Here is a 21958-nt window from a genome sequence, read left to right on the forward strand (position 1 = left end):
GCGGCGCGCCTGGGCGTTACAACGGGTTCTTCGATGCGCCGCGCTTATCGATCAGCCGCCGCTCTTGCAGGGAAACGCCTTGCCGAGACCCAGCGAAATCGCCGTGCTCGCGTTGTAGCCCGCGGCGTTCGGGTTCTCGGCGATGTACTTGCGCACCGCGTCGGTCAACTGCGCCGAGCGCGCATCCGGCGGCAGGCAGAAGTACTGGCCGACGCGCGGACCGGTGGTGCCGCCGATCGCGTCGATCGTGTTGAAGATGCCGTCGGCCGCGCCTTCGATGTAGGCCGCGCAGGCGCTACGCGAAGCCACGTCCGTCTTGGTGCACAGCTTGTTGAGGTCGCCTCCCGTAAACGCGGCTGCCGAAAGCGGCAAGGCAAGCGCGCCGGCGAAAATCAAAGCCCGCAGCATGGTGTTCCTTTCCAGGGTTGTTTATTCACGCGGTCTTTCTGCCGCGTCCGGACGGCGCGCTACGCGGCGCGCCGAAGTCGTCATTCTGCACTGTTTTACGCGGCGGCAGCAGGCCGGCAGCCGCGCGGCTCGGACAAAACGGCTGCAAAGCGGCACGGCATGGCGAGGCGCCTGCCGACAAAACGTCATTGCTTCTGCTGCTGCGTCTGCTGCATGCGCGCCGTGAGCCCTTCGACGACGTCCGGCTCCTTGTAGGTCTTGGCGAAATCGAGCGCGGTCATGCCGATCTGGTTTTTCACCGACAGGTCCGCGCCGTTGTCGAGCAGCAGCTTGACGGTAGAAACGTGGCCGCCGCGCGCGGCCATCATCAGCGGCGTGGTGCCGTTCGGCGAGCCCGCGTCGACGTAGGCCGAGTGGTCGAGCAGCACCTTGACGATGTCGTCGTGGCCGTTCGCGGCCGCGTAGTGCAGCGGCGCCCAGCCCTTCTTGTTGACCTCGGCGTCCTTCGCGATCAGCAGATTCACGAGGTTCAGGTCGCCGACCAGCGACGCCATCATCAGCGCGTTTTCGCCGGCCTTGTCCTGAATCTCGATATCGGTCTTTGGATTCGCAAGCAACGCGGCCGCGACCTTGTCGGATTTCTCGCGCGCGGCGATCACGAGCAGCGGGATGCCCTGATTGTCGACGCTGTTCGGGTCCATGCCCTTCGCGAGCAGCTTGTTGACGCCGTCGACGTCGTCGAACTTGACCGACTTGATCAGCGAGTCGATGGGCGCCGCATGCGCGGGCACCGCGACGAGCGCCGCGCACGCGAGCGCGGCGGCGCACGCGAGACGGCGCGCCGGCGCGAGAGCCCGGGCGGCCGACCCGGCGGACAGCGGTTGGAAATCAGCGGACGACGTCGAAATGTTTTTCATATGGTACTTTAGGAAATCTTCCTATCCCTTTGATGTTACGCGGCTTTTTGGCTCAGATTCCGGCCGGCGCGGCGAGTCCGAACAGTCTGAAAAAGTTTTGCGTGGTGGCGGCGGCCAGCGCCTCGTCCGGCATCTCGCGTTGCTGCGCGATGAAGCGTCCGACATAACTGACGTACGCAGGTTCATTCGGTTTGCCGCGATACGGCACCGGCGCCAGGTACGGCGAGTCGGTTTCGATCAGCAGACGGTCGAGCGGCACGCGGCGCGCGACGTCCTGCACATCCGTCGCGCTCTTGAACGTGACGATGCCCGACAGCGAAATGTAAAAATTCTGCGCGAGCGCCTGCTCGGCGATGGCCCACGGTTCGGTGAAGCAATGCATGACGCCGCCCGGCACGCCGGCGCGCTCCTCGGCCATGATGCGCAACGTATCTTCCGACGACGAGCGGGTGTGGATGATCAGCGGCTTGCTGGTCGCGTGCGCGGCGCGGATGTGCGTGCGAAAGCGCTCGCGCTGCCACTCCATGTCGTCGATCGAGCGGCCTTCGAGGCGGTAGTAATCGAGCCCGGTTTCGCCGATCGCGACGACCTTCGGGTGCCCGGCCAGCTCGACCAGCTCGGCTACGCTCGGCTCGCGCATGTGCTCGTGATCGGGATGCACGCCGACCGACGCGTACACGTTGTCATAGCGGCTGGCGATGTCCAGCACCGACGGCAGCGTTTCAAGATCGACCGACACGCACAACGCGTGCGAGACCGAATGGCTGCGCATGTTTTCGAGCACTTGCGGCAGACGGTCCGCGAGTCCTTCGAAGTTGATGTGGCAGTGTGAATCGACAAACATGGTCAGGTCCTGCGAAAAAGGGGCTTGCGCTCAGTTGGCGTGCGCAAGACGCTTGCCAAGAATTACCAGATCGCGCTCGACGCCGTCCAGCACCGCGACGCGCGGTAGCGTGCCCCATGCATCGAAGCCGAAGCCGCGGAACAGCCGCACGCTCGCTTCATTGTGACCGAACACGAAGCCGAGCACCGTATCGATGCCAAGACCCGGTGCCGCGTCGAGCGACGCCGCCAGCAGTTGCTTGCCGAGTCCCTGGCCGCGCGCGCTTTCGTCGAGATAGATGCTGACTTCGGCGGTGCGCTGATAAGCCGGCCGGCCATAAAAATCGGAAAAGCTGAGCCACGCGATCACGCGGCCCGTCTGCTTCGGATCTTCGACCACCCACAGCGGCCGCTTCTGCGGGCTGTGCGCATGAAACCACCCATGCCGGCTCTCGACGCTGACCGGCTCGAGGTCCGCGGTGACCTGGCGCGACCGGATCGTCGAATTGTAGATGGCGACGATCGCGGGCAGATCGTCGAGCGTGGCGTCGCGGTAGGAAAGGCTCATGGCGGTTGGCTTGAATGAAAAAACGACGGAAGGCTGTCCGGCTGCGGGCTCACGCAAACAGCGCGCGATAGCCGATGAACAGTTCCTCGAACACGAGCCGCGCGTTCAACGGATGGTTCTCGACCGCGCGCTGGCGCGTGACGGTGCGCAGAAAACGCGCGAATGCATTGGCGTCGGCCTGGGTGGCGCAGCGGGTGAGCGCGGCCGACGCCTGCGGGAAATAGCGCGGCGCGCCGGCGGTGCGCTGCGCGAGCAGATCGTACATCCAGCGCTGCAGCCAGCCGAGCACGAGCGGCACTGGGAGCTTCTGCAGCGCCTCGCCGCACGCGAATGCGTCGCACCCGGCGCCGGCCGCGAGCTGCTTGAGCGTCCAGTCGCGCAGCGGACGGTTTTCGTCGCTGGCGAGCGCGAGCGCGGCGAGCGGCGCGCCACCCGCTTCGGCGAGCAGCGCGCGGGCGTCGTCGACGCCTTGCGCGGCCAGCCACTGCGCGGCGGTGTCCGGCGCGGGCACGCTCATCGGCCACTGACGGCAACGGCTAATGATGGTCGGCAGCAAACGGTCGAGGCGCGCCGACACCATCAGGAACACGACGCCCGCGGGCGGCTCTTCCAGCGTCTTCAGCAACGCGTTGGCGGCCGCGACGTTGAGCGCCTCGGCCGGATACAGCACGACGACGCGCGCGCCGCCGCGATGCGAACCGATGCCGACGAAGTCGAGCAGACCGCGGATCTGTTCGATCTTGATTTCCTTGCTCGGCGTGCGGGTCTTCTTGCCTTCGTCGCCATCGGCTTTTTCGGCCTTGTCGTCGGCGCCGTTCGCGGCGTTCGCGAGGCCGGCTTCGGCGGCGAGTGCCTCCGGCACGACGATGCGGTAGTCGGGATGATTGCCCTGCGCGAACCAGTTGCAGGCCACGCACGCGCCGCACGGCTCGCCGTTCGGTTGCGGCGCCTCGCACAGCAGACCCTGCGCGAGGTGCTGCGCGAAACGCAGCTTGCCGATGCCCGCCTGGCCGTGCAGCAACAATGCGTGCGGCCAGTGGCCGTGCAGCTGCTGCAGGCGATTCCAGTCATCGGCTTGCCACGGATAGATCATCGTTTGTCTTTTTGAATCAATCGGTTGTAGGCGCTACTTCAGATGTCGAGTGAATTTCGCACGAGATTATAAGAAGTGGTTATATCTATTTTGAATCAGAGGGTTGCAATCAACTCCTCAAGCTGCCTCTGAATCTGAACGATGCTCTGCGAAGAGTCGATGATAGCGAATCGATATGGCGCTTCTTCCGCGCGGCGCACGTATTCGGCGCGCGTGCGCTCGAAAAACGCCGCCGACTCGCTCTCGAAACGATCCGGATTGCGCGCCGCGCTGCGCCGCTCGTTGGCGACGGCGGGCGGCAAATCGAACAGCACGGTCAAATCCGGCTGGAAACCGCCCTGCACCCAGCGCTCGAGCGTCTCCAGCTTGTCGCGCGGCAAGCCGCGGCCGCCGCCCTGGTAGGCGAAAGTGGCATCGGTAAAACGGTCGGACAGCACCCAATCGCCGCGCGCGAGCGCCGGTTCGATCACCTCGGCCAGATGCTGACGGCGCAGCGCGAACATCAGCAGCGCCTCGGTTTCGAGATCCATCTTCTGATGCAGCACGATATCGCGGATCTGCTCACCGAGCGGCGTGCCGCCCGGCTCGCGCGTCATCACGACCGAGCGGCCGCTCGGCGCGAGCTTCGCCTCGAGCCGTTCGCGGAACCAGCCCAGATGGGTGGTCTTGCCCGCGCCGTCGATGCCTTCAAACGTAATGAATTTGCCGCGCGCCATCATTGCCCTCGAATGTATTTGTCCACGGCCTTGTTGTGTTCGCCGAGGGTGTCAGAAAAGATGCTGCTGCCGTCGCCGCGCGACACGAAGTACAGCGCGTTGCTTTGCGCCGGGTTCATCGCCGCCTGCAGCGACGCGACGCTCGGCAGCGAGATCGGCGTCGGCGGTAGGCCCATCCGCGTGTAGGTATTGTATGGAGTGTCGGTCTGCAGGTCTTTCTTCCTGATGTGGCCGGCGTAGCTGTCGCCCATTCCGTAGATCACGGTCGGGTCGGTCTGTAGCGGCATGCCGGCGCGCAGACGGTTGGCGAACACCGCGGCGACGAGCGCCCGGTCGGACGCCTTGCCGGTTTCCTTTTCGACGATCGACGCCATCGTCAGCGCGTCGTACGGGGACTTGTACGGCAGGTTCGGCGCGCGCGAGAGCCACGCCTCGTCGAGACGCACGCGCATCAGACGGTAAGCGCGGCGATAGATGTCGAGGTCGCTCGTGCCCTTGTCGAACAGGTAGGTATCCGGGAAAAACAGCCCTTCGCCGTTGCCGATCGACGCCTCGGGCGCGCCGATTGCGCTCATCAGATCGGCGTCGCTCATGCCGAGCGTGTCGTGCTTCAGCGCGGGATTGGCATCGAGTTCAGCGCGCATATGTTTGAAGGTCCAGCCTTCGATGACCGTCGCCACATATTCGTTGACGTCGCCGCGGGCGATTTTCTGCAGCACCTCGTAGGGCGTGATGCCGCTCTTGAACTCGTAATTGCCGGACTTCAGCTCGCTTTGCAGCCCGAGCAACCGCGTCATCGCGATGAACAGCTCGGGCTCGACCGGCACGCCGCCGCGATTGAGCTGCAGCGCGACGCTGCGCAGGCTGCTGTGCGGCTTGACGGTGACGTCGAGTTGCGCCGGGGTCAATTCGAGCGGGCGGGTGGCCCAGTAGTATCCAGCGGCGATGGCCGCCGCAGCCAGCACAACGACGAGCGCGCCGGCGACGAAACATTTCTTCAGAAGGGACACGACAGGAAAGAATTAGCGTTTAGATGGCAACGAACTGATTTTTAACGGGAAAGTCTTGCGTCGGTCAACATTGAGACTGTGCCGTTTTGCAGCCCTTTCGGCCTTTTGCGACCTGTATTGTATAGATGCGGGCACCAGATGGTCACGGCCGGAAAAAACAATATGAAATCCGCTGGCGTCGGTCTGATGCTACTCGAGTCGTACGCTGTCACAACATAGGTCAGAGTTTCAAAGGTTCGACAATTCCCGACCAAACGCCTTTTCGGCTCCTGCCGCTTTTGGCCGTTGTTGACAGTTTCAAACGACGGTTCAGGGGCGACCTGCACGCCGCCGCGAAAGACCCGAGCACGTCGGGTGCCCGCCCATCTTGCGCCGGACCCTCTGGCAGAACACGCCAACATGGTCACAATATGGGCACAGCCGGAGGGTGATAACGTGCAATCCCCTGCTGCGCAAGGCTCTCGGAAAGCCTTCATTCGCCAGGGACTTGCGAAACGCGACAGGGCTGGACTGAATATAATGACTGTTTGCCTTAGCCAAAGTCAGAATTGACTGTTCCCGGAATCCATGAACACACCGCTCGTGAACGCCTCAGGTAACGCTTCCGGTCTCACTCCCGCCGCGGCGGCGCCCGCCACCCTGCCCATCCTGCCGCGCCCGTCGGCCGAAGAATTCGCCGCCGTGCTCGAGCATGGCGCGTACATGCCGCTACCGCAGTTCGGCGTGATCGACACGACCGGCGACGACGCGGCGAGCTTCCTGCACGCCCAGTTGACCAACGACGTCCAGCATCTCGACGCCGCGAACGCGCGCCTCTCCGGCTACTGCTCGGCCAAGGGCCGGCTGCTCGCGTCGTTCCTCAGCTGGCGCAGCGGCGATACGATCCGCCTGCTGGTATCGAAAGACGTGCAGGCCGCGGTGCAAAAGCGGTTGTCGATGTTCGTGCTGCGCGCAAAGGCCAAGCTCGCCGACGCGAGCGGCGAGATCGCGGTGGTCGGCCTCGCGGGCGACGTGCGCGGCGCGCTGTCCGGCGTGTTCGACGCGCTGCCCGACGGTGTGCACGTGCAGGTCGACGGCACAGCGGGCACGCTGATCCGCGTGCCCGATGCGTTGGAGCGGCTGCGCTATCTGTGGATCGGCCCCAAAGCTCAGATCGAAGCGCTGCTGCCGTCGCTCGACGGCAGGCTAAAGCGCGTGTCGCCGGCCGTGTGGGACTGGCTCGACATCCGCGCGGGCGAGCCGCGCATCACGCAGCCGGTCGTCGAGCAGTTCGTGCCGCAAATGGTCAACTTCGACGTGCTCGGCGCGGTCAATTTCCGCAAGGGCTGCTATCCGGGTCAGGAAGTGGTCGCGCGCAGCCAGTATCGCGGCACGATCAAGCGGCGCACGTCACTCGCCAACGTCGCCGGCGAGCTGGACACGGTGCGGCCCGGCACCGAGCTGTTCCACTCGGACGATCCGGCCCAGCCGTGCGGGATGATCGTCAACGCGGCATCGGCGCAAGGCGGCGGCGTCGATCTGCTGGTCGAGATCAAGCTCACGGCGCTCGACAGCGGCAGCGTACATGTCGGCGCGGCCGGCGGCCCCGCGCTGCGCTTCCTGGCGCTGCCCTACGGGCTGCCGGCCGAAGTCTGATCGTTGGAGAGGGTAAAAAGCGGCGCAATCGAGCGCCGTTTTTTATTGACTGCTTTATTCTCGTCTGTTTTTTGCCGCTTTCGTTTGCCGCCTGCGTCGCTGCATCAGGCGGCCGCCCCATGCTCTGAACGGGAGATGCTCCCCGATGTGCCTGATCGTTTTCGACTGGCGACCTGATGCGCTCGATGGTCCGCTGTTCACGCTCGCCGCGAATCGCGACGAGTTCTTCCGCCGCACCGCCGAGCCGATCGGCTGGTGGCGCGACGCGCCGGAGGTGCTGGGGGGCCGCGACCTCGTGGGCGGCGGCACGTGGCTCGGGTTGTCGCGCGACGGCCGCTTCGCCGCGCTGACCAATTACCGCGCGCCGGGCGAAATGCGCGCCGATGCGCCGACCCGCGGCACGCTCGTCAGCGACTGGCTCACGAGCGCCGCGCGCGACGCCGACGGCAATCCGCACGAGACGCCGCTCGCGTATCTGCGGCACGTCGCGCAATCCGGCGACATCTACAACGGCTTCAATCTGCTGGTCGGCGACTGGACGCGTCGCGAGCTCGCGTGGTACTGCAATCGCGGCGCCGTCGACGCAAACAGCGGTCCCGCGCTGCTCGCGCCGGGCACGCACGGCATCTCGAACGCGGTGCTCGATACCGCGTGGCCGAAGCTGGTCAAAAAGCGCGGCGAGCTCGGCACGCTGCTCGCGCGCGATCCGATGCCGCCGCTCGAACGCCTGATCGATCTGATGCGCGATCCGCGGCTCGCGCGCGACGACGAATTGCCGTCGACCGGTATTCCGCTCGAACGCGAACGCGTGCTGTCGGCGGCGTTCATCGAATCGCCTGACTATGGCACGCGCAGCACCACCGCGCTGCGCGTCGCCGCCTATGGCGACGTGATCGGCGTCGCGGTCGCCGAGCGCAGCGACGACAACGGCTCGCACCGGATCGTGCGGCCCGGCGATTTCGAGCGCAGCTTCGCGTTCAATGTCGAGCGCGACCGGATGAGCGTGGCGTGATCGTTTGAGCACCGCCTGGCCGGCGCATTCGCCGCCGGCCGCTCATCGCTTCGCGATCACCGCCCTCACCCGATGCCGAATGCCGCGCGCAACGCCGCCGCGGCGTCCGCATGCGCCTGCGCGACTTCGGGCACGAAGCCGCCCATCTTGAAGAACTCGTGGATCATGCCGGCGTAGCGTTTGAGCGTGACCGGATTGCCGAGCGCACGGAGTTTCTCCGCATAGGCATCGCCCTCGTCGCTGAGCGGATCGTATTCGGCGGTCGCGATCCACGCGGGCGCAACGCCGCGAAAATCCGGCGCACCGCGCTCGCCGTCGAGCGGCGCGAAACGCCAGTCGTCGCGATCGCCGCTATCTCGCACGTAGTGCTCGAAGAACCACTGGATCGTGTCGCCCGACAGCAGGAAGCCGTCGGCGAGGCGCGAGTGCGAGTCGGTCTGCTGATGGCCGGTCGTGCCCGGATAAATCAGCAATTGCAGCGCGAGCGCGAGGCCGGCGTCGCGCGCGAGCACCGCGCAAACCGTCGCGAGCGTGCCGCCCGCGCTATCGCCGCCCACCGCGAGCCGCGTGCCGTCGATGCCGAATTCGGCCGCGTGCGCGTGCAGCCAGCTGAGGGCGTCGAAGGCATCGTCGACAGCGGTCGGAAACTTGTGCTCGGGCGCGAGCCGGTAATCGACCGACAGCACCGCGCACTGGCCGTCGCGCGCGAACATCCGGCACAGCGCATCGTGCGTATCGACGCTGCCGACCGTGAAGCCGCCGCCGTGGTAGTACACGAACGCCGGCAGCGGCTCGGCCCAGCCCGGCTCGACCGGGAAGTAGAAGCGCGCGCGGATCGTCGCGCCGTCGCGCGTCGGCACGCGCAGATCTTCGACGGAGAACATCGGCGCGCTCGCGATCTCGAGGATCGGCGCGCTTTTCTCGTACGACGCGCGCGCCGCTTGCGCGCTCATCTGGTGGTACTGCGGGCGTTTGGCCCGCGCGATCATGTCGAGCACCTGCTCGATCGTGGGATTCAGCGGCATGGTTTCGGCAACGCGGTGCGCGTCGCACATCGGGCGGCGCGCAGTGCGCCAAGGGTTGACAAAAGCCGGCGCACCGGCCGCGCAGCCGGCCGCTACTGCGCGTTCTTCACCTCGGGCTTCAGCGACATCGGATCGGACGGCTCGCGCAACTGCTCGATGTCCTCGTGACGCAGCTTCACGGTCGCCATGATGCCCGGATGCGTGATGATATAGAAACGCCGCGCGGCGATCGCCTCGAACGCGATGTCGGCGACATCGTCGGCGGTGAGCTTGCCCGACTGCACCGCGCGCTGCAACTGCTTGCCGGCCGCGATCTGCGAGCGCGTCGGCCGGCCCGCGTTGCGCAACTCGTCGGGACGCGCGCGCTCGGCCTCCGCGATGCCGGTCGGCACGAAGGCGGGACACAGCAGCGAACAGCCGACCTCGCCGCCCGTGCCGGCCTGCGCGAGCTTCAGGTCGTGATACAGCGTCTCGGTCAGCGCCACCACCGCATGCTTCGACGCGTTGTAGATGCCCATTGCCGGCGGCGCCAGCAGCCCCGCCACCGACGCCGTATTGACGATATGCGCGGGCTCCTTCTGCGCGAGCATGATCGGCGCGAACACGCGCACGCCGTGCGCGACACCCATCACGTTGACGCCGAACACCCACGACCAGTCGTTCGCCGAGCTTTCCCACAGGAAGCCGCCGGTGCCGACGCCCGCGTTGTTGAACAGCACGTGGACCTTGCCGAACGCGGCGAGCGCCGCCTGCGCGAGCGCCTCGACCTGCGCGGCGTTCGATACGTCGGTCGGCACGCCGATCGCCTCGGCGCCGGTTTCGCGCAAGGCGTCGACGGTTTGCGCGAGCTGGTCCGCGTTGACGTCCGCGAGTACGAGCTTCATGCCGAGCGCCGCGCCCTTGTGCGCGAACGCGCGGCCAAAGCCGCTGCCCGCGCCGGTGATCACCGCCACCTTGCCCGCGAATTCGAACATCCTGTGACTCCCTGATTGAGCGGCGGCTTGCCGTTGCATGACGACGTCGCGCTCAGATCAGCTTGACCAGTTGCTTGCCGAAGTTACGGCCCTTCAGCAAGCCGATGAATGCCTCGGGCGCGGCTTCGAGCCCTTGCGCGATCGTCTCGCGATAGTGCAGCTTCTTCTGCGCGACGAGCGAACCGAGCTGCTTGAGCGCCTCGGGCCACACGTCCATGTGTTCGCTGACGATGAAGCCCTGCACGAGCAGCCGCTGCGTCAGCATCAGCGACGGATGCTTGAGCGGCAGCGGCTGGCCGTCATAGCCCGCGATGAAGCCGCACAACGCGATGCGCCCGAACGCGTTCATGCGCGCGAGCGTCGCGTCGAGCCCGTTGCCGCCGACGTTCTCGAAGCAGCCGTCGACACCGTCGGGCGTGACGGCCTTCAGGTCCTGGTACAGGTTACCGGCCTTGTAGTCGACGCACGCGTCGAAGCCGAGCGTCTCGACCACATAGCGGCACTTGTCCGCGCCGCCCGCGATGCCGACCGCGCGCGCGCCCGCCGCCTTCGCGAGCTGGCCGACCACGCTGCCCACCGCACCGCTCGCCGCGCTGACGACCACCGTCTCGCCGGCCTTCGGCGCGATGATGCGGTTCAGCCCGTACCATGCGGTGACGCCCGGCATGCCGACCGGCCCGAGATACGCCGACAGCGGCACATGCGTGTCGTCGACCTTCTGCATGCCCGTGCCATTGGAGGTGCCGTACTCCTGCCAGCCGAACATCGCGACGACCTTGTCGCCGACCGCGAACTTCGGATTCCTCGTCTCGACGACCTCGCCGACCGTGCCGCCGATCATCACTTCGTTCAGCGGCTGCGGCGCCGCGTATGACTTGCTGTCGTTCATGCGTCCGCGCATATACGGATCGAGCGACAGGTAGTGGTTGCGCACCCGTACTTCGCCCTCGGCGAGCGGCGCGAGCGGCGTTTCGACGAGCTTGAAGTTATCGGGCGTGGCTTCGCCTTGGGGGCGCGAAACCAGCAGCAATTGGCGATTGATCTGGGCCATGCGGTCGTCTCCTTGGGTTGTTGGGTGCTCAGTCGCTCGGACCGGGCTTCGCCGCCGGGTCGCTGCGCAGACGCTGCCGCGTGACGTCGCGGCCCACCGCGAGGCGGCGCATGTATTTGAAGGTGCCGAGCGCTTTCGCGACGAAGTGGCCTTCGCTGTCGCGGATCTCGCCTTCGCAATAGGCCATCGTCGTCGAGCGATGCAGCACGCGGCCGGTCGCGCGCAACTCGCCGCGTCCCGGCTGCATGAAGTTGACCTTCATCTCGACGGTGACGACGCCGACGCCGTCGCCGGCGAGACTGCGCGCGGCCATCGCGAGCGCGACGTCGGCGAGCGTCATCGTGACGCCGCCATGCGCGACGTCCCACGTGTTCATATGATCGCGTTGCAACGGCAGCACGACTTCGCTGACGCCGTCGGCGGCCGACAACAACTGTGCGCCGAGACGGTCGATGAAGGGGCTTTCGGGCAACGATGCATGGCCCGTTCTGGATGAGGTGGATGGATCGGTCATGGCTCAGATATCTGATTTCGTAGCCGACGGCGCGTGTCGAGCCTACGGCGGGAAATGATACCCGCTATCGCGTTGGCGCATGAGCTGCCATCCGTGTCGCGAGGCGCCCCAGTCTGCGCACCGCTTCGTCGGTCAGATCCAGATCCGCACTCGGACAGCTGAGCCGAATGAAGTGATCGAAACGCCCGGCGTTCGAAAATACCGTGCCCGGCATGATGCGAATACCGTCATGCAACGCGGCGTCGAATAAAGCCGACGAAGATACGTGACGCGGCAATTCGATCCAGAAAAACATCCCGCCGCGCGGCGGCGTGAACCGCGTGCCGTCGGGAAACGATGCCGCCACCGCCGCGGCCATCCGCTCGCGCCGCAGCTGCAAGCTCTCGCGCAAACGCCGCAAATGGCGCTCGTACGCGCTCGTCTCCAGGAACCCGGCGAGCACGACTTGCGACAACTGCTCGTTGTGGCGCGACTGCGCGAACTTCAGCATGCCGATGCGCGGATGCCACCGGCCACCGTTGATCCAGCCGACGCGCATGCCAGGCGCCAGCGTCTTGTTGAACGATGTGCAATGGATCACGGTGCCATCGGTGTCCCACGCCTTCAGCGAGCGGGGCGGCGGCGCGGCATCGACGAGCTCGCGGTAGGGATCGTCCTCGATCAGCGCGATGCCGGCGTGCGCGCACAGTTCGACGAGGCTCGCCTTGTGCGCGTCGGGCATCACGCTGCCGAGCGGGTTTTGCAGATTCGGCACCACCACGACCGCCTTGATGTCGGGATGCGTGTGTAGCGCGAACGCCAGCGCCTCGATCGCGAGGCCAGTGCTCGGGCTGGTCGGAATTTCGAGCGCGCGCAGACCGAGACTTTCGAGCGCCTGCAGCAAACCGAAGAAGCACGGCGATTCGACCGCGACCGTGTCGCCCGGCTGCGTCACCGCGCGCAACGCGAGGTTCATCGCTTCGACGCCGCCGTGCGTCATGATGATGTCGTCCGCGCCGATCTGGATGCCGGCCTCGAGCGCGCGCCGGGCGATGATCGCGCGCAACGCCGGATCACCCTGATCGGGCCCGACGGCGGTCAGCAAGGTGGGCCGCCGGCGCAACGCGCGCACCGCGGCCTTTTGCAACGCATCGGTCGGATAGAGATCGGGCGACGCGGTCGCGCCGCCGAGATTCAGCGCGTGCGGATAGCGCTGAAATTTCGACACGAGCGCCGAAATCTCCGAGTGAATGCCGACGAACTGCGCGGCGGCGCCGGGCTGCATCGCGAGATCGGGCTCGGCGGCGCAGGGCAACGCAGCCGTCGGCGGCACGCGCACGAAATAGCCGGCGCGCGGCCGCGCGTCGATCAGCGCGGCGCGTTCCAGTTCGCGATAGCTCTCGGTCGCCGTCGCGAGGCTCACGCCGTGGCGCTGCATGAACGCGCGCATCGACGGCATGCGCTCGCCCGGGCGCAGCGCGCCGTTGCCGATCGCGCGGCGGTATTGGTCGGCCAGTTGCCGGTAAAGCGGCTGGCGCTCGGCTGGCCGGTCCGTCGAGGGACCTTGCGGTGTGAAAAGGGGTTCGCTCATGAACCGATGGTGCGGATAGTCCGCGCGCCGCGACAGATACACATCGACGTGATTCGGACCGATACAGCGTGACGAAACGCACCACTGTACCGGTTCAGATTGTCGACAGCTGCGGCTGTTTTCATCCGGACGGATTCCCTAAGCTGTGTGACACGAAGACGGTTTAAAGGAATCGGTCATGCCTGTGCGTCCATACCACGATCGCTTGTTACCCGGTGCAGAACTGGATTGCACCGCGGCGTCGCATCTTGCCGCCGGTCAGATGGCCCTGCACGACTTGCGCGCGCGCAGTTCGATCATCGCGGTCGAAGGTGCATTGCAACTCGTCTTCCGCGATCATTCGCTGGCCTGGCTCGGCAACGACGCCCCGCTCACGTCGCTCACGTTGCACGAAGGCGAGCGGTTTATGACCTCGCAACGTGGCGTCGTGTCGATCCGCGCGACGCAAGCCAATCGCGCTGCGTTCATCGTGCTGCCTGCACACGCTGAACACAGCGCGCGCGGTTTCGTTCTGCAAGCCGCTCGGCGTCTCGCTTGCGTCGTGCGCACACGGTGGCGGCGCGCCGCCTGAAACGTCGCTGCGCGCGCCACGTGGCCCGTTACAATGCATGACCAACCCGCTTCGTTCGAGGTGCAGGTCATGTCATTCTTTCGCGCGCTGCTGCCGGGCCGCGTCTCACGGGTGTGGCGCCTGTTCGCCGCCGTCGTCGCTGTCACGCTGACACTCGCTGGCTGCGCGGGCCTGTTCGGCGCCGACCCGTTGCGCGTCAATGTGGCGGGCATCGAGCCGATCGCTGGCCAGGGCATGGAGATGCGCTTCAACGTCAAGCTGCGCGTGCAGAATCCCAACGACTCCGCGGTCAGCTTCAACGGCGTGTCGCTCGATCTGGAACTGAACGGCAAGCCGTTCGCCAGCGGCGTCAGCGACCAGAGCGGCACCGTGCCGCGCTTCGGTGAAACCGTCGTTACCGTGCCGCTGACCGTGCCGGCTTTCGCCGCGGTTCGTCAAGCCTTTGCGCTAGCCGGCGCCGCGCAGTCGGGACAGGTTCCGTACGTTCTGCGCGGCAAGCTCGCGGGTGGCGTGACCGGTACGACGCGATTCACCGATCAGGGGACGCTGAGCCTGCCGTCGTCGGACACGGGCTGGTAATGACGCCGGCCCACGCCCGCTCAAACCACTTCGAACAAACCCGCCGCGCCCTGCCCGCCGCCGATGCACATCGTCACGACGACGAACTTCACACCGCGCCGCTTGCCTTCGATCAGCGCATGGCCGACGAGCCGCGCTCCCGACACGCCGTACGGATGGCCCACCGCGATCGCGCCGCCGTTCACGTTCAGGCGGTCGTGCGCAATGCCGAGCTGGTCGGCGCAATAGAGCACCTGCACCGCGAACGCTTCGTTCAGCTCCCACAGGCCGATGTCCTCGACCTTGAGGCCGGCTTTCTTCAACAGTTTCGGCACCGCGAACACCGGCCCGATGCCCATCTCGTCGGGCTCGCAGCCGGCCACCGCGAAACCGCGGAAGATGCCGAGCGGTTGCAGCCCTTCGCGTTCGGCCAGCGTCGCGTTCATCACGACGCAAGCGGATGCGCCGTCCGAGAACTGGCTCGCATTGCCCGCGGTGATCACGCCGCCCGGCTGCGCGGTGCGGATCTTCGACACGCCTTCGAGCGTCGTGTCGGCGCGGATGCCTTCGTCGCTGCTGACGGTCACTTCCTTCGTGTAGAGACGGCCGCTCGCCTTGTCGGCGACACCGGCGAGCACCGTCAACGGCACGATTTCGTCCTTGAATTTACCGGCTTCGAGCGCGGCCGCCGCGCGTTGCTGCGAGCGCACGCCGTATTCGTCCTGGCGTTCCTTCGAGATCGAGTAGCGCTTCGCGACGTTCTCGGCGGTCTGCAGCATCGACCAGTAGATTTCCGGCTTGTGCTCGGTGAGCCAGCCGTCGGTCATCATGTGGCGGTTCATCTCGTTCTGCACGCACGAGATCGACTCGACGCCACCCGCGACGTACACCTCGCCCTCGCCGGCGATCACGCGTTGCGACGCAAGCGCGATCGTCTGCAATCCCGACGAGCAGAAACGGTTCACGGTCATGCCCGGCACGCTGACCGGCAAGCCCGCGCGCAATGCGATCTGCCGCGCGATATTGCCGCCCGTCGCGCCTTCCGGATTCGCGCAACCCATGATCACGTCCTCGACGCGCGCCGGATCGAGCTTCGCGCGCTCGACCGCGGCCTGCGTCACGTGGCCGCCGAGCGTCGCGCCGTGCGTCATGTTGAAACCGCCGCGCCACGATTTGGCGAGACCCGTGCGGGCGGTGGATACGATTACGGCGTCAGTCATGCATGTCTCCAATTGCAGTGTCAAAAGTGGCGCGCCGGCTCACTGCCGTGCGTTCATAAGCGCATCACCGCGCCGCCTCTGTCGTTTGACGCGAGCGATGCGGAGGGAACCCGCACCGCTCAATTCGTGGGCTGAAGCCAGCCGCGCTCAGCCGTTGAACCCGCGACCTTCGGCCGCGAGCTTCGCGATGCTCGGCGCGAGCTTCCACGCGTCGCCGTTCGGCCGCGCCGCATAGCGGCGAATCGCGCGCTCGACGTTATAGAGCCCCACCGTGTCCGCGTACAGCATCGGGCCGCCGCGATGCAACGGGAAGCCGTAGCCGGTCAGATAGACCATGTCGATATCCGACGCCTTCGACGCGATGCCTTCCTCGAGAATCTTCGCGCCTTCGTTGACGAGCGCGAACACCAGACGCTCGACGATTTCCTCGTCGCTGATCTTGCGGCGCTCAGAGTGGGTTTCCTTCGAGTACTCGCCGATCATTTCGTTGACCACGCCCGAAGGGTATGCGGTGCGATCGCCCGCCTTGTAGTCGTACCAGCCGCCGCCGGTCTTCTGGCCGAAGCGGCCCATCTCGCACAGACGGTCGGCGATCTTCGAGTAGTGAATGTCGGGGTGTTCGAGATAGCGGCGCTTGCGGATCGCCCAGCCGATGTCGTTGCCGGCGAGGTCGCTCATGCGGAACGGCCCCATCGCGAAACCGAACTTCTCGATGGCCTTGTCTACCTGCGCTGGCAACGCGCCCTCTTCGAGCATGAAGAGCGCCTGACGAACGTATTGCTCGATCATCCGGTTGCCGATAAAGCCGTCGCACACGCCCGACACCACCGCGGTCTTCCTGATCTTCTTCGCGAGCTTCATCACGGTGGCGAGCACGTCCTTCGCGGTCTCCTTGCCACGCACGACTTCGAGCAGCTTCATCACGTTGGCCGGGCTGAAGAAGTGCATGCCGACCACATCCTGCGGACGTTTCGTGAACGCGGCGATCTTGTCGACGTCGAGCGTCGACGTGTTCGACGCGAGGATCGCACCGGGCTTCGCGACTTCATCGAGCCGGCGGAACACCTGCTCCTTCACGCCCAGCTCTTCGAACACGGCTTCGACGATCATGTCGGCGTGCTTCAGGTCGTCGTAGGAGAGCGTCGAGCTCAGCAGCGCGAGGCGCTGTTCCATCACCTCGGGCTTCAGCTTGCCTTTCCTGACGGTCGCCTCGTAGTTCTTGCGGATCGTCGCGAGACCGCGGTCGAGCGCCTCCTGCTTCGTTTCCAGCAGCGTGACCGGAATGCCCGCGTTCAGAAAGTTCATCGCGATGCCGCCGCCCATCGTGCCGGCGCCGATCACGGCCACCCGCTCGATGTCGCGCACCGAAGTATCTGCCGGCACGTCGGGAATCTTGCTCGCCGCCCGCTCACCGAAGAACGCGTGACGCAGCGCGCGGCTCTCCGGCGTCTGCACGAGCGCGATGAAGCATTCGCGCTCGAATGCGAGGCCCTTGTCGAAGCCGTCCTTCACACCGGCTTCGACCGCGTCGATGCATTTATGCGGCGCCGGGAAGTTCTTCGCGAGTGCCGCGACGCTATTGCGCGCGAACTGGATGAAACCGGCCGCATTCGGATGTTCGATCTTGCGCTCGCGCACCTTCGGATGCGGGCCGGCCTCGGCGCCGACCTTGCGCGCGAACGCGAGCGCGGCTTCGGCCAGTTCGGCGGGATTCGCGACGACTTCGTCGAACAGCCCCGAATCGGCGAGCTTTTCCGAGAGCACCGGCGCGCCCGACACGATCATGTTCAGCGACGCTTCCAGACCGATGGCGCGCGGCAGACGCTGCGTGCCGCCCGCGCCCGGCAGGATGCCGAGCTTCACTTCGGGCAGCGCGATCTGCGCGCCGGCCGCGGCGACGCGGTAATGCGCGCCGAGGGCAAGTTCGAGGCCGCCGCCCATCGCGACGCTGTGGATCGCCGCGACGACCGGTTTCGCGCTGCCTTCGACGGCCTTGATGACGGTCGCGAGCGTCGGCTCCTGGGTCGCCTTCGGCGTATTGAATTCGGTGATGTCGGCGCCGCCCGAAAAGGCCTTGCCCGCGCCCGTCAGCACGATGGCCTCGATGGCCGGATCGTTCTGCGCGCGCTCGAGCCCTTCGACGATACCCGCGCGCGTCGACAGACCGAGCCCATTGACGGGCGGATTGTTCAGCGTGAGAACGGCCACGCCGTCATGAGTTGTGTAGTCCACTGCCATCTGCGTGCCTCCGTGCGATCCATGCATTGAGGCGGCGCATGATGCGCCGCCCGTCCGGTTCATCGAGCCTGCTTATGGTCAGACTTTTTCAAGCGACGGTTCCGGGGTCAGCAGGCACGATACACCAAAAAAGAACGAACGTTCAATTTATTCCGGAATGGGGTTTCCCCTGGGACTCGGGGGTCAGCGGACAGCTGCGGCCGTCTTCGAGCGCGGACGGCAGCACGTGGTCGCGGAACAGATCGCGCAGCTTCAGCTTCTGCAGCTTGCCGGTCGCCGTGTGCGGCAGGTCGTCGACGAACACGACGTCGTCGGGGATCCACCACTTCGCGACCTTGCCGTCGTAGTGCGCGAGCAGTTCGTCGCGGGTGACGTCTTGCCCCGCGCGTTTGACGACGACGAGCAACGGGCGCTCGGTCCACTTCGGATGCGCGCACGCGATGCACGCGGCTTCCGCGACCGCCGGATGCGCGAGCGCGACGTTCTCGACGTCGATCGAGCTGATCCATTCGCCGCCCGACTTGATCACGTCCTTCGAGCGATCGGTGATGTGCAGGAAGCTGTCGGGGTCGATCGTCGCGACGTCGCCGGTCGGGAACCAGCCGTCGATGAGCGGCGAGTCTTCCTTGCGGAAATACCGGTCGATGACCCACGGCCCGCGCACGTGCAGATCGCCGAACGCGACGCCATCCCAAGGCAGCTCGCGGCCATCCTCGCCGACGATCTTCATGTCGACGCCGTAGATCGCATGACCCTGCTTTTCGAGCAGTTTGCGCTGATCGGCGAGCGGCCGCTGGCTCTGCTCCCAGGTCAGCTTCGACAAGGTACCGAGCGGCGACATCTCCGTCATGCCCCATGCATGGATCACCTGCACGCCGTAGTCGTCCTCGAGTATCCGCAGCATCGCGGGCGGACAGGCGGAACCGCCGATCACCGTGCGCTCGAGCGACGAAAACCTCGCGCCCGTTTCGCGCAGGTGGTTCAGCAGACCGAGCCACACGGTCGGCACGCCGGCCGAGAACGTGACGCGTTCGCTCTCCATCAGTTCGTACAGCGACTTGCCGTCGAGATCCTTGCCGGGGAACACGAGCTTCGCGCCGGTCAGCGGCCCCGCGTGCGCGAGGCCCCATGCGTTAACATGGAACATCGGCACGATGGGCAGCACCGAGTCGCGCGCCGACAGGTTCATTGCGTCGGGCAACGCCGCGCCGAACGCGTGCAGCACCGTCGAGCGATGGCTATACAGCGCGCCTTTCGGATTGCCGGTCGTGCCCGACGTATAGCAGAGATACGACGCCTGGCGCTCGTCGAGCGCGGGCCAGTCGAAGCGGCCGTCCTGCCCGTCCATCAGCGTTTCGTAGCACAGCACCGACGTTTGCATCGGCGGCCGATGCGCTTCATCGCATAGTGCGATCCAGCCGCGCACGCGCGGGCACTGCGGCGCGAGCGTGTCGACCAGCGCGGCGAACGTCGTGTCGAACAACACGTACGCGTCGTCGGCATGATTGACGATGTAGGCGATCTGGTCGGGGAAAAGCCGCGGGTTGATCGTGTGACACACGGCGCCGAACCCGGTGGTGCCGTAATACGCTTCGAGATGCCGGTAGCCGTTCCACGCGAGCGTCGCGACGCGTTCGCCCGGTTCGACACCGAGCGCGATGAGCGCCTGCGCGAGCTGCTTCGCGCGCTGCTCGCAATCGCGATAGGTGTAGCGATGCAGGTCGCCTTCGATGCGCCGCGACACGATCCCGGTGCTGCCGAAATGCCGCGCGGCATGCGCGAGCAACGATGACACGGTGAGCGGCACGTCCATCATCTGGCCCAGCAGCGGCGTCGTCATAAGGCGGGGTCTCCTCGGCTTGTTAGTGGGTCGATGGGTTGGCGCAAGATCATGGCGGCGTCGAGCGCAGCAGCATGGTCCGAACGATGAAGGCGGCCGCCCAGCAGCGCCGCGGGCGCGGACTTACAATATCGGCTAATCCAGAGGCGCTCAACATGTCGTTTTCCCCAAGCTTTGCAGGGCTATCCGCAGCTTTGACGGATCTTTCCAACACACTCGCCACTCCCCCAGCCAACGCGTTCGCGCGGCTCGGCGGCACGTTCCTCACGCGCCTGCCCGCCGCGCCGCTCGACGCACCCTATCTCGTCGGCTTCTCGGCCGAGACCGCCGCGCGGCTCGGGATGCCCGAGGGCATCGAGCGCGATCCGGGCTTTATCGAGCTGTTCTGCGGCAATGCGACGCGCGACCGGCCGGCCGACACGCTGCCTTATGCGTCGGTGTACTCGGGGCATCAGTTCGGCGTGTGGGCCGGCCAGCTCGGCGACGGCCGCGCGCTCGGTCTGGGCGAGCTCGAACACGACGGCGAGCGCAACGAACTGCAGCTCAAAGGCGCGGGCCGCACGCCCTATTCGCGCATGGGCGACGGCCGCGCGGTGCTGCGCTCGTCGATCCGCGAATATCTGTGCTCGGAGGCGATGCATCATCTCGGCATTCCGACCACGCGCGCATTGTGCGTGATCGGCTCCGACCAGCCGGTGCGGCGCGAGACGATCGAAACCGCCGCGGTGGTCACGCGCGTCGCGCCGAGCTTCGTGCGCTTCGGCCACTTCGAGCACTTCTACGCGAACGATCGTGTCGACGCGTTGCGCGCGCTCGCCGATCACGTCATCGAGCGCTTCTATCCGCATTGCAAGGAGGCCGACGATCCGTATCTGGCGCTGCTCGCCGAGGCGGTGCGCTCCACCGCGGATCTGATGGTCGACTGGCAGGCGGTCGGTTTCTGTCACGGCGTGATGAATACCGACAACATGTCGATCCTGGGCCTGACGATCGACTACGGCCCGTTCGGTTTCATGGATGGCTTCGATGCCGGCCACATCTGCAATCACTCCGATACGCAGGGCCGCTACGCCTACCGGCTGCAGCCGCAAATCGCGTACTGGAACCTGTTCTGCCTCGCGCAGGGACTGCTGCCGTTGTTCGGCGAGAAGCACGACGAAAGCGTGCGCGCCGACAAGGCGGTCGAAGATGCGCAGCACGTGCTAGCCGGCTTCAAGGACCGTTTCGCGCCGGCGCTCGAAAACCGCATGCGCGCGAAGCTCGGCCTCGAACAGGCCCGCGACGGCGACGACGCGCTGGTCAACCGGCTGTTCGAAGTGATGCACGCGAACCGCGCCGATTTCACGCTGACGTTCCGCCATCTCGCGCGCCTGTCGAAACACGATGCGAGCGGCGACACGCCGGTGCGCGACCTGTTCCTCGATCGCGTCGCCTTCGACGCATGGGCGAACGACTATCGCGCGCGGCTCGCCGAAGAGTCACGCGACGACGTTGCGCGCGCCATTGCAATGAATCGCGTGAACCCCAAATTCGTACTTCGCAACCATCTGGTGGAAACGGCGATCCAACGCGCGAAGGAGAAGGATTTCTCCGAGGTGGAACGGCTCGCGGCCGTGTTGCGTCACCCGTTCGACGAGCAGCCCGAATACGCGTCGTATGCGGGCCTGCCGCCCGACTGGGCGAACTCACTGGAAGTGAGCTGTTCGTCATGACGCGCCGGCGCGGTTGATTCGCCACGGCCGCCCCACGAGAAAGCACCGAGACAAACCCGAGACAGGAACCCGACCATGAACAACCCCGACGATCTCAAGCATGACGCCCCAGCCGTACAGAAAAGCGACGCCGAGTGGCGCAAGCAGCTGACCGACATGGAATACCAGGTGACGCGCCATGCGGCCACCGAGCGCCCGTTCACGGGCCGCTACGACGATCACTGGGAACGCGGCGTCTACGACTGCGTGTGCTGCGGCACGCCGCTGTTCGAATCGGACACCAAGTTCGACGCCGGCTGCGGCTGGCCGAGCTATTTCCGCCCCATCAACGGCGAAGTGATCGCCGAGAAGACCGACCGCTCACACGGCATGCTGCGCATCGAGGTGCAGTGCAAGAACTGCGGCGCGCATCTGGGCCACGTCTTCGAGGACGGACCGGCGCCGACCGGTCTGCGTTACTGCATCAATTCGGCTGCGTTACAATTCGAGCCCAAGTAACGCGGC

At 66.1% G+C, this 21958-nt stretch carries 21 protein-coding genes; 6 read left to right on the plus strand and 15 right to left on the minus strand.

Annotated features, from left to right (window positions below; translation table 11 throughout):
• Positions 1–51: 51 nt before the first annotated feature.
• The 7 genes from OKW30_RS09845 to mltG all read right to left on the minus strand — a co-directional run bounded on the left by OKW30_RS09845 (position 52) and on the right by mltG (position 5534).
• Positions 52–408, minus strand: a complete 357-nt coding sequence (locus tag OKW30_RS09845; protein WP_090804794.1) for a Rap1a/Tai family immunity protein — start codon at positions 406–408, stop codon at positions 52–54.
• Positions 409–593: 185 nt separating this feature from the next.
• Positions 594–1325: an ankyrin repeat domain-containing protein gene (locus tag OKW30_RS09850; protein ID WP_187628256.1), complete on the minus strand. Its 732-nt coding sequence runs from the start codon at positions 1323–1325 to the stop codon at positions 594–596.
• Positions 1326–1377: 52 nt separating this feature from the next.
• Complete coding sequence (locus tag OKW30_RS09855) at positions 1378–2169, minus strand: TatD family hydrolase (RefSeq protein WP_429292982.1); 792 nt, start codon at positions 2167–2169, stop codon at positions 1378–1380.
• A gap of 30 nt (positions 2170–2199) precedes the next feature.
• On the minus strand, positions 2200–2715 hold the full coding sequence (locus OKW30_RS09860; protein WP_429346610.1) for an N-acetyltransferase family protein: 516 nt from the start codon (positions 2713–2715) through the stop codon (positions 2200–2202).
• A 49-nt stretch (positions 2716–2764) separates the two neighbouring features.
• Positions 2765–3808, minus strand: coding sequence for a DNA polymerase III subunit delta' (locus OKW30_RS09865; RefSeq protein ID WP_090804783.1), 1044 nt, complete (start codon positions 3806–3808; stop codon positions 2765–2767).
• Between the two features lie 95 nt (positions 3809–3903).
• Positions 3904–4524, minus strand: coding sequence for a dTMP kinase (tmk, locus tag OKW30_RS09870; RefSeq protein ID WP_184063526.1), 621 nt, complete (start codon positions 4522–4524; stop codon positions 3904–3906).
• Positions 4524–5534 carry an endolytic transglycosylase MltG gene (mltG, locus tag OKW30_RS09875; protein WP_184063529.1) on the minus strand — a complete coding sequence of 337 codons (1011 nt, stop codon included), beginning with the start codon at positions 5532–5534 and terminating at the stop codon, positions 4524–4526. Before mltG ends, tmk begins: the two co-directional genes overlap by 1 nt.
• Positions 5535–6101: 567 nt before the next feature.
• On the opposite strand from mltG, the gene OKW30_RS09880 reads away from it, so the two are divergent.
• Positions 6102–7169, plus strand: coding sequence for a YgfZ/GcvT domain-containing protein (locus OKW30_RS09880; protein WP_184063532.1), 1068 nt, complete (start codon positions 6102–6104; stop codon positions 7167–7169).
• A gap of 145 nt (positions 7170–7314) precedes the next feature.
• Complete coding sequence (locus tag OKW30_RS09885) at positions 7315–8181, plus strand: NRDE family protein (RefSeq protein ID WP_184033520.1); 867 nt, start codon at positions 7315–7317, stop codon at positions 8179–8181.
• Between the two features lie 65 nt (positions 8182–8246).
• Here OKW30_RS09885 and OKW30_RS09890 read toward each other — a convergent pair whose 3' ends face one another.
• The 5 genes from OKW30_RS09890 to OKW30_RS09910 form a co-directional block, all read right to left on the minus strand.
• Positions 8247–9206, minus strand: coding sequence for an alpha/beta hydrolase (locus OKW30_RS09890; RefSeq protein WP_184063535.1), 960 nt, complete (start codon positions 9204–9206; stop codon positions 8247–8249).
• A gap of 92 nt (positions 9207–9298) precedes the next feature.
• Positions 9299–10180 carry an SDR family oxidoreductase gene (locus tag OKW30_RS09895; RefSeq protein WP_429346611.1) on the minus strand — a complete coding sequence of 294 codons (882 nt, stop codon included), beginning with the start codon at positions 10178–10180 and terminating at the stop codon, positions 9299–9301.
• A gap of 52 nt (positions 10181–10232) precedes the next feature.
• Positions 10233–11231: an NADP-dependent oxidoreductase gene (locus tag OKW30_RS09900; RefSeq protein ID WP_429346612.1), complete on the minus strand. Its 999-nt coding sequence runs from the start codon at positions 11229–11231 to the stop codon at positions 10233–10235.
• Positions 11232–11259: 28 nt separating this feature from the next.
• Positions 11260–11745: a PaaI family thioesterase gene (locus OKW30_RS09905; RefSeq protein WP_026225390.1), complete on the minus strand. Its 486-nt coding sequence runs from the start codon at positions 11743–11745 to the stop codon at positions 11260–11262.
• Between the two features lie 64 nt (positions 11746–11809).
• Positions 11810–13315 carry a PLP-dependent aminotransferase family protein gene (locus OKW30_RS09910; RefSeq protein WP_429346613.1) on the minus strand — a complete coding sequence of 502 codons (1506 nt, stop codon included), beginning with the start codon at positions 13313–13315 and terminating at the stop codon, positions 11810–11812.
• Positions 13316–13493: 178 nt separating this feature from the next.
• On the opposite strand from OKW30_RS09910, the gene OKW30_RS09915 reads away from it, so the two are divergent.
• Both OKW30_RS09915 and OKW30_RS09920 read left to right on the plus strand, forming a co-directional pair.
• A complete protein-coding gene (locus OKW30_RS09915; protein WP_429346614.1) occupies positions 13494–13886 on the plus strand; it encodes a hypothetical protein in 393 nt (130 codons plus the stop codon).
• 69 nt (positions 13887–13955) lie between these two features.
• Positions 13956–14465, plus strand: a complete 510-nt coding sequence (locus tag OKW30_RS09920; RefSeq protein ID WP_184063551.1) for an LEA type 2 family protein — start codon at positions 13956–13958, stop codon at positions 14463–14465.
• 20 nt (positions 14466–14485) lie between these two features.
• On the opposite strand, the gene OKW30_RS09925 is transcribed toward OKW30_RS09920, so the two are convergent.
• From OKW30_RS09925 to OKW30_RS09935, 3 genes are all read right to left on the minus strand, one after another.
• The gene (locus tag OKW30_RS09925) at positions 14486–15664 is read right to left on the minus strand and encodes an acetyl-CoA C-acyltransferase (RefSeq protein WP_429346615.1); all 1179 of its coding nucleotides are present in this window, start codon (positions 15662–15664) and stop codon (positions 14486–14488) included.
• A 147-nt stretch (positions 15665–15811) separates the two neighbouring features.
• Entirely contained in the window at positions 15812–17902 is a 2091-nt protein-coding gene (locus OKW30_RS09930; protein WP_429346616.1) for a 3-hydroxyacyl-CoA dehydrogenase NAD-binding domain-containing protein, read from the minus strand.
• 142 nt (positions 17903–18044) lie between these two features.
• Positions 18045–19742 carry a 3-(methylthio)propionyl-CoA ligase gene (locus tag OKW30_RS09935; protein WP_184063561.1) on the minus strand — a complete coding sequence of 566 codons (1698 nt, stop codon included), beginning with the start codon at positions 19740–19742 and terminating at the stop codon, positions 18045–18047.
• A 155-nt stretch (positions 19743–19897) separates the two neighbouring features.
• On the opposite strand from OKW30_RS09935, the gene OKW30_RS09940 reads away from it, so the two are divergent.
• Together OKW30_RS09940 and msrB are read left to right on the plus strand one after the other, a co-directional pair.
• Positions 19898–21454, plus strand: a complete 1557-nt coding sequence (locus OKW30_RS09940) for a protein adenylyltransferase SelO (RefSeq protein ID WP_429346617.1) — start codon at positions 19898–19900, stop codon at positions 21452–21454.
• Positions 21455–21529: 75 nt separating this feature from the next.
• A complete protein-coding gene (msrB, locus tag OKW30_RS09945) occupies positions 21530–21952 on the plus strand; it encodes a peptide-methionine (R)-S-oxide reductase MsrB (protein WP_184033490.1) in 423 nt (140 codons plus the stop codon).
• Positions 21953–21958 lie beyond the last annotated feature (6 nt).

The sequence above is a fragment of the Paraburkholderia sp. Clong3 genome (genome assembly GCF_050436485.1).
In the GTDB taxonomy this organism is placed as follows: Bacteria; Pseudomonadota; Gammaproteobacteria; order Burkholderiales; family Burkholderiaceae; genus Paraburkholderia; species Paraburkholderia tuberum.

What these genes read in the sequence shown, in the direction of transcription:
- OKW30_RS09905 (WP_026225390.1), bottom strand. Translation starts at nt 11,745, where the DNA reads ATGACCGATCCATCCACCTCATCCAGAACGGGCCATGCATCGTTGCCC.
- OKW30_RS09915 (WP_429346614.1), top strand. Translation starts at nt 13,494, where the DNA reads ATGCCTGTGCGTCCATACCACGATCGCTTGTTACCCGGTGCAGAACTG.
- OKW30_RS09880 (WP_184063532.1), top strand. Translation starts at nt 6,102, where the DNA reads ATGAACACACCGCTCGTGAACGCCTCAGGTAACGCTTCCGGTCTCACT.
- OKW30_RS09935 (WP_184063561.1), bottom strand. Translation starts at nt 19,742, where the DNA reads ATGACGACGCCGCTGCTGGGCCAGATGATGGACGTGCCGCTCACCGTG.
- OKW30_RS09850 (WP_187628256.1), bottom strand. Translation starts at nt 1,325, where the DNA reads ATGAAAAACATTTCGACGTCGTCCGCTGATTTCCAACCGCTGTCCGCC.
- tmk (WP_184063526.1), bottom strand. Translation starts at nt 4,524, where the DNA reads ATGGCGCGCGGCAAATTCATTACGTTTGAAGGCATCGACGGCGCGGGC.
- msrB (WP_184033490.1), top strand. Translation starts at nt 21,530, where the DNA reads ATGAACAACCCCGACGATCTCAAGCATGACGCCCCAGCCGTACAGAAA.
- OKW30_RS09925 (WP_429346615.1), bottom strand. Translation starts at nt 15,664, where the DNA reads ATGACTGACGCCGTAATCGTATCCACCGCCCGCACGGGTCTCGCCAAA.
- OKW30_RS09855 (WP_429292982.1), bottom strand. Translation starts at nt 2,169, where the DNA reads ATGTTTGTCGATTCACACTGCCACATCAACTTCGAAGGACTCGCGGAC.
- OKW30_RS09845 (WP_090804794.1), bottom strand. Translation starts at nt 408, where the DNA reads ATGCTGCGGGCTTTGATTTTCGCCGGCGCGCTTGCCTTGCCGCTTTCG.
- OKW30_RS09920 (WP_184063551.1), top strand. Translation starts at nt 13,956, where the DNA reads ATGTCATTCTTTCGCGCGCTGCTGCCGGGCCGCGTCTCACGGGTGTGG.
- OKW30_RS09910 (WP_429346613.1), bottom strand. Translation starts at nt 13,315, where the DNA reads ATGAGCGAACCCCTTTTCACACCGCAAGGTCCCTCGACGGACCGGCCA.
- OKW30_RS09940 (WP_429346617.1), top strand. Translation starts at nt 19,898, where the DNA reads ATGTCGTTTTCCCCAAGCTTTGCAGGGCTATCCGCAGCTTTGACGGAT.
- OKW30_RS09865 (WP_090804783.1), bottom strand. Translation starts at nt 3,808, where the DNA reads ATGATCTATCCGTGGCAAGCCGATGACTGGAATCGCCTGCAGCAGCTG.
- OKW30_RS09900 (WP_429346612.1), bottom strand. Translation starts at nt 11,231, where the DNA reads ATGGCCCAGATCAATCGCCAATTGCTGCTGGTTTCGCGCCCCCAAGGC.
- OKW30_RS09895 (WP_429346611.1), bottom strand. Translation starts at nt 10,180, where the DNA reads ATGTTCGAATTCGCGGGCAAGGTGGCGGTGATCACCGGCGCGGGCAGC.
- OKW30_RS09860 (WP_429346610.1), bottom strand. Translation starts at nt 2,715, where the DNA reads ATGAGCCTTTCCTACCGCGACGCCACGCTCGACGATCTGCCCGCGATC.
- OKW30_RS09930 (WP_429346616.1), bottom strand. Translation starts at nt 17,902, where the DNA reads ATGGCAGTGGACTACACAACTCATGACGGCGTGGCCGTTCTCACGCTG.
- OKW30_RS09885 (WP_184033520.1), top strand. Translation starts at nt 7,315, where the DNA reads ATGTGCCTGATCGTTTTCGACTGGCGACCTGATGCGCTCGATGGTCCG.
- OKW30_RS09890 (WP_184063535.1), bottom strand. Translation starts at nt 9,206, where the DNA reads ATGCCGCTGAATCCCACGATCGAGCAGGTGCTCGACATGATCGCGCGG.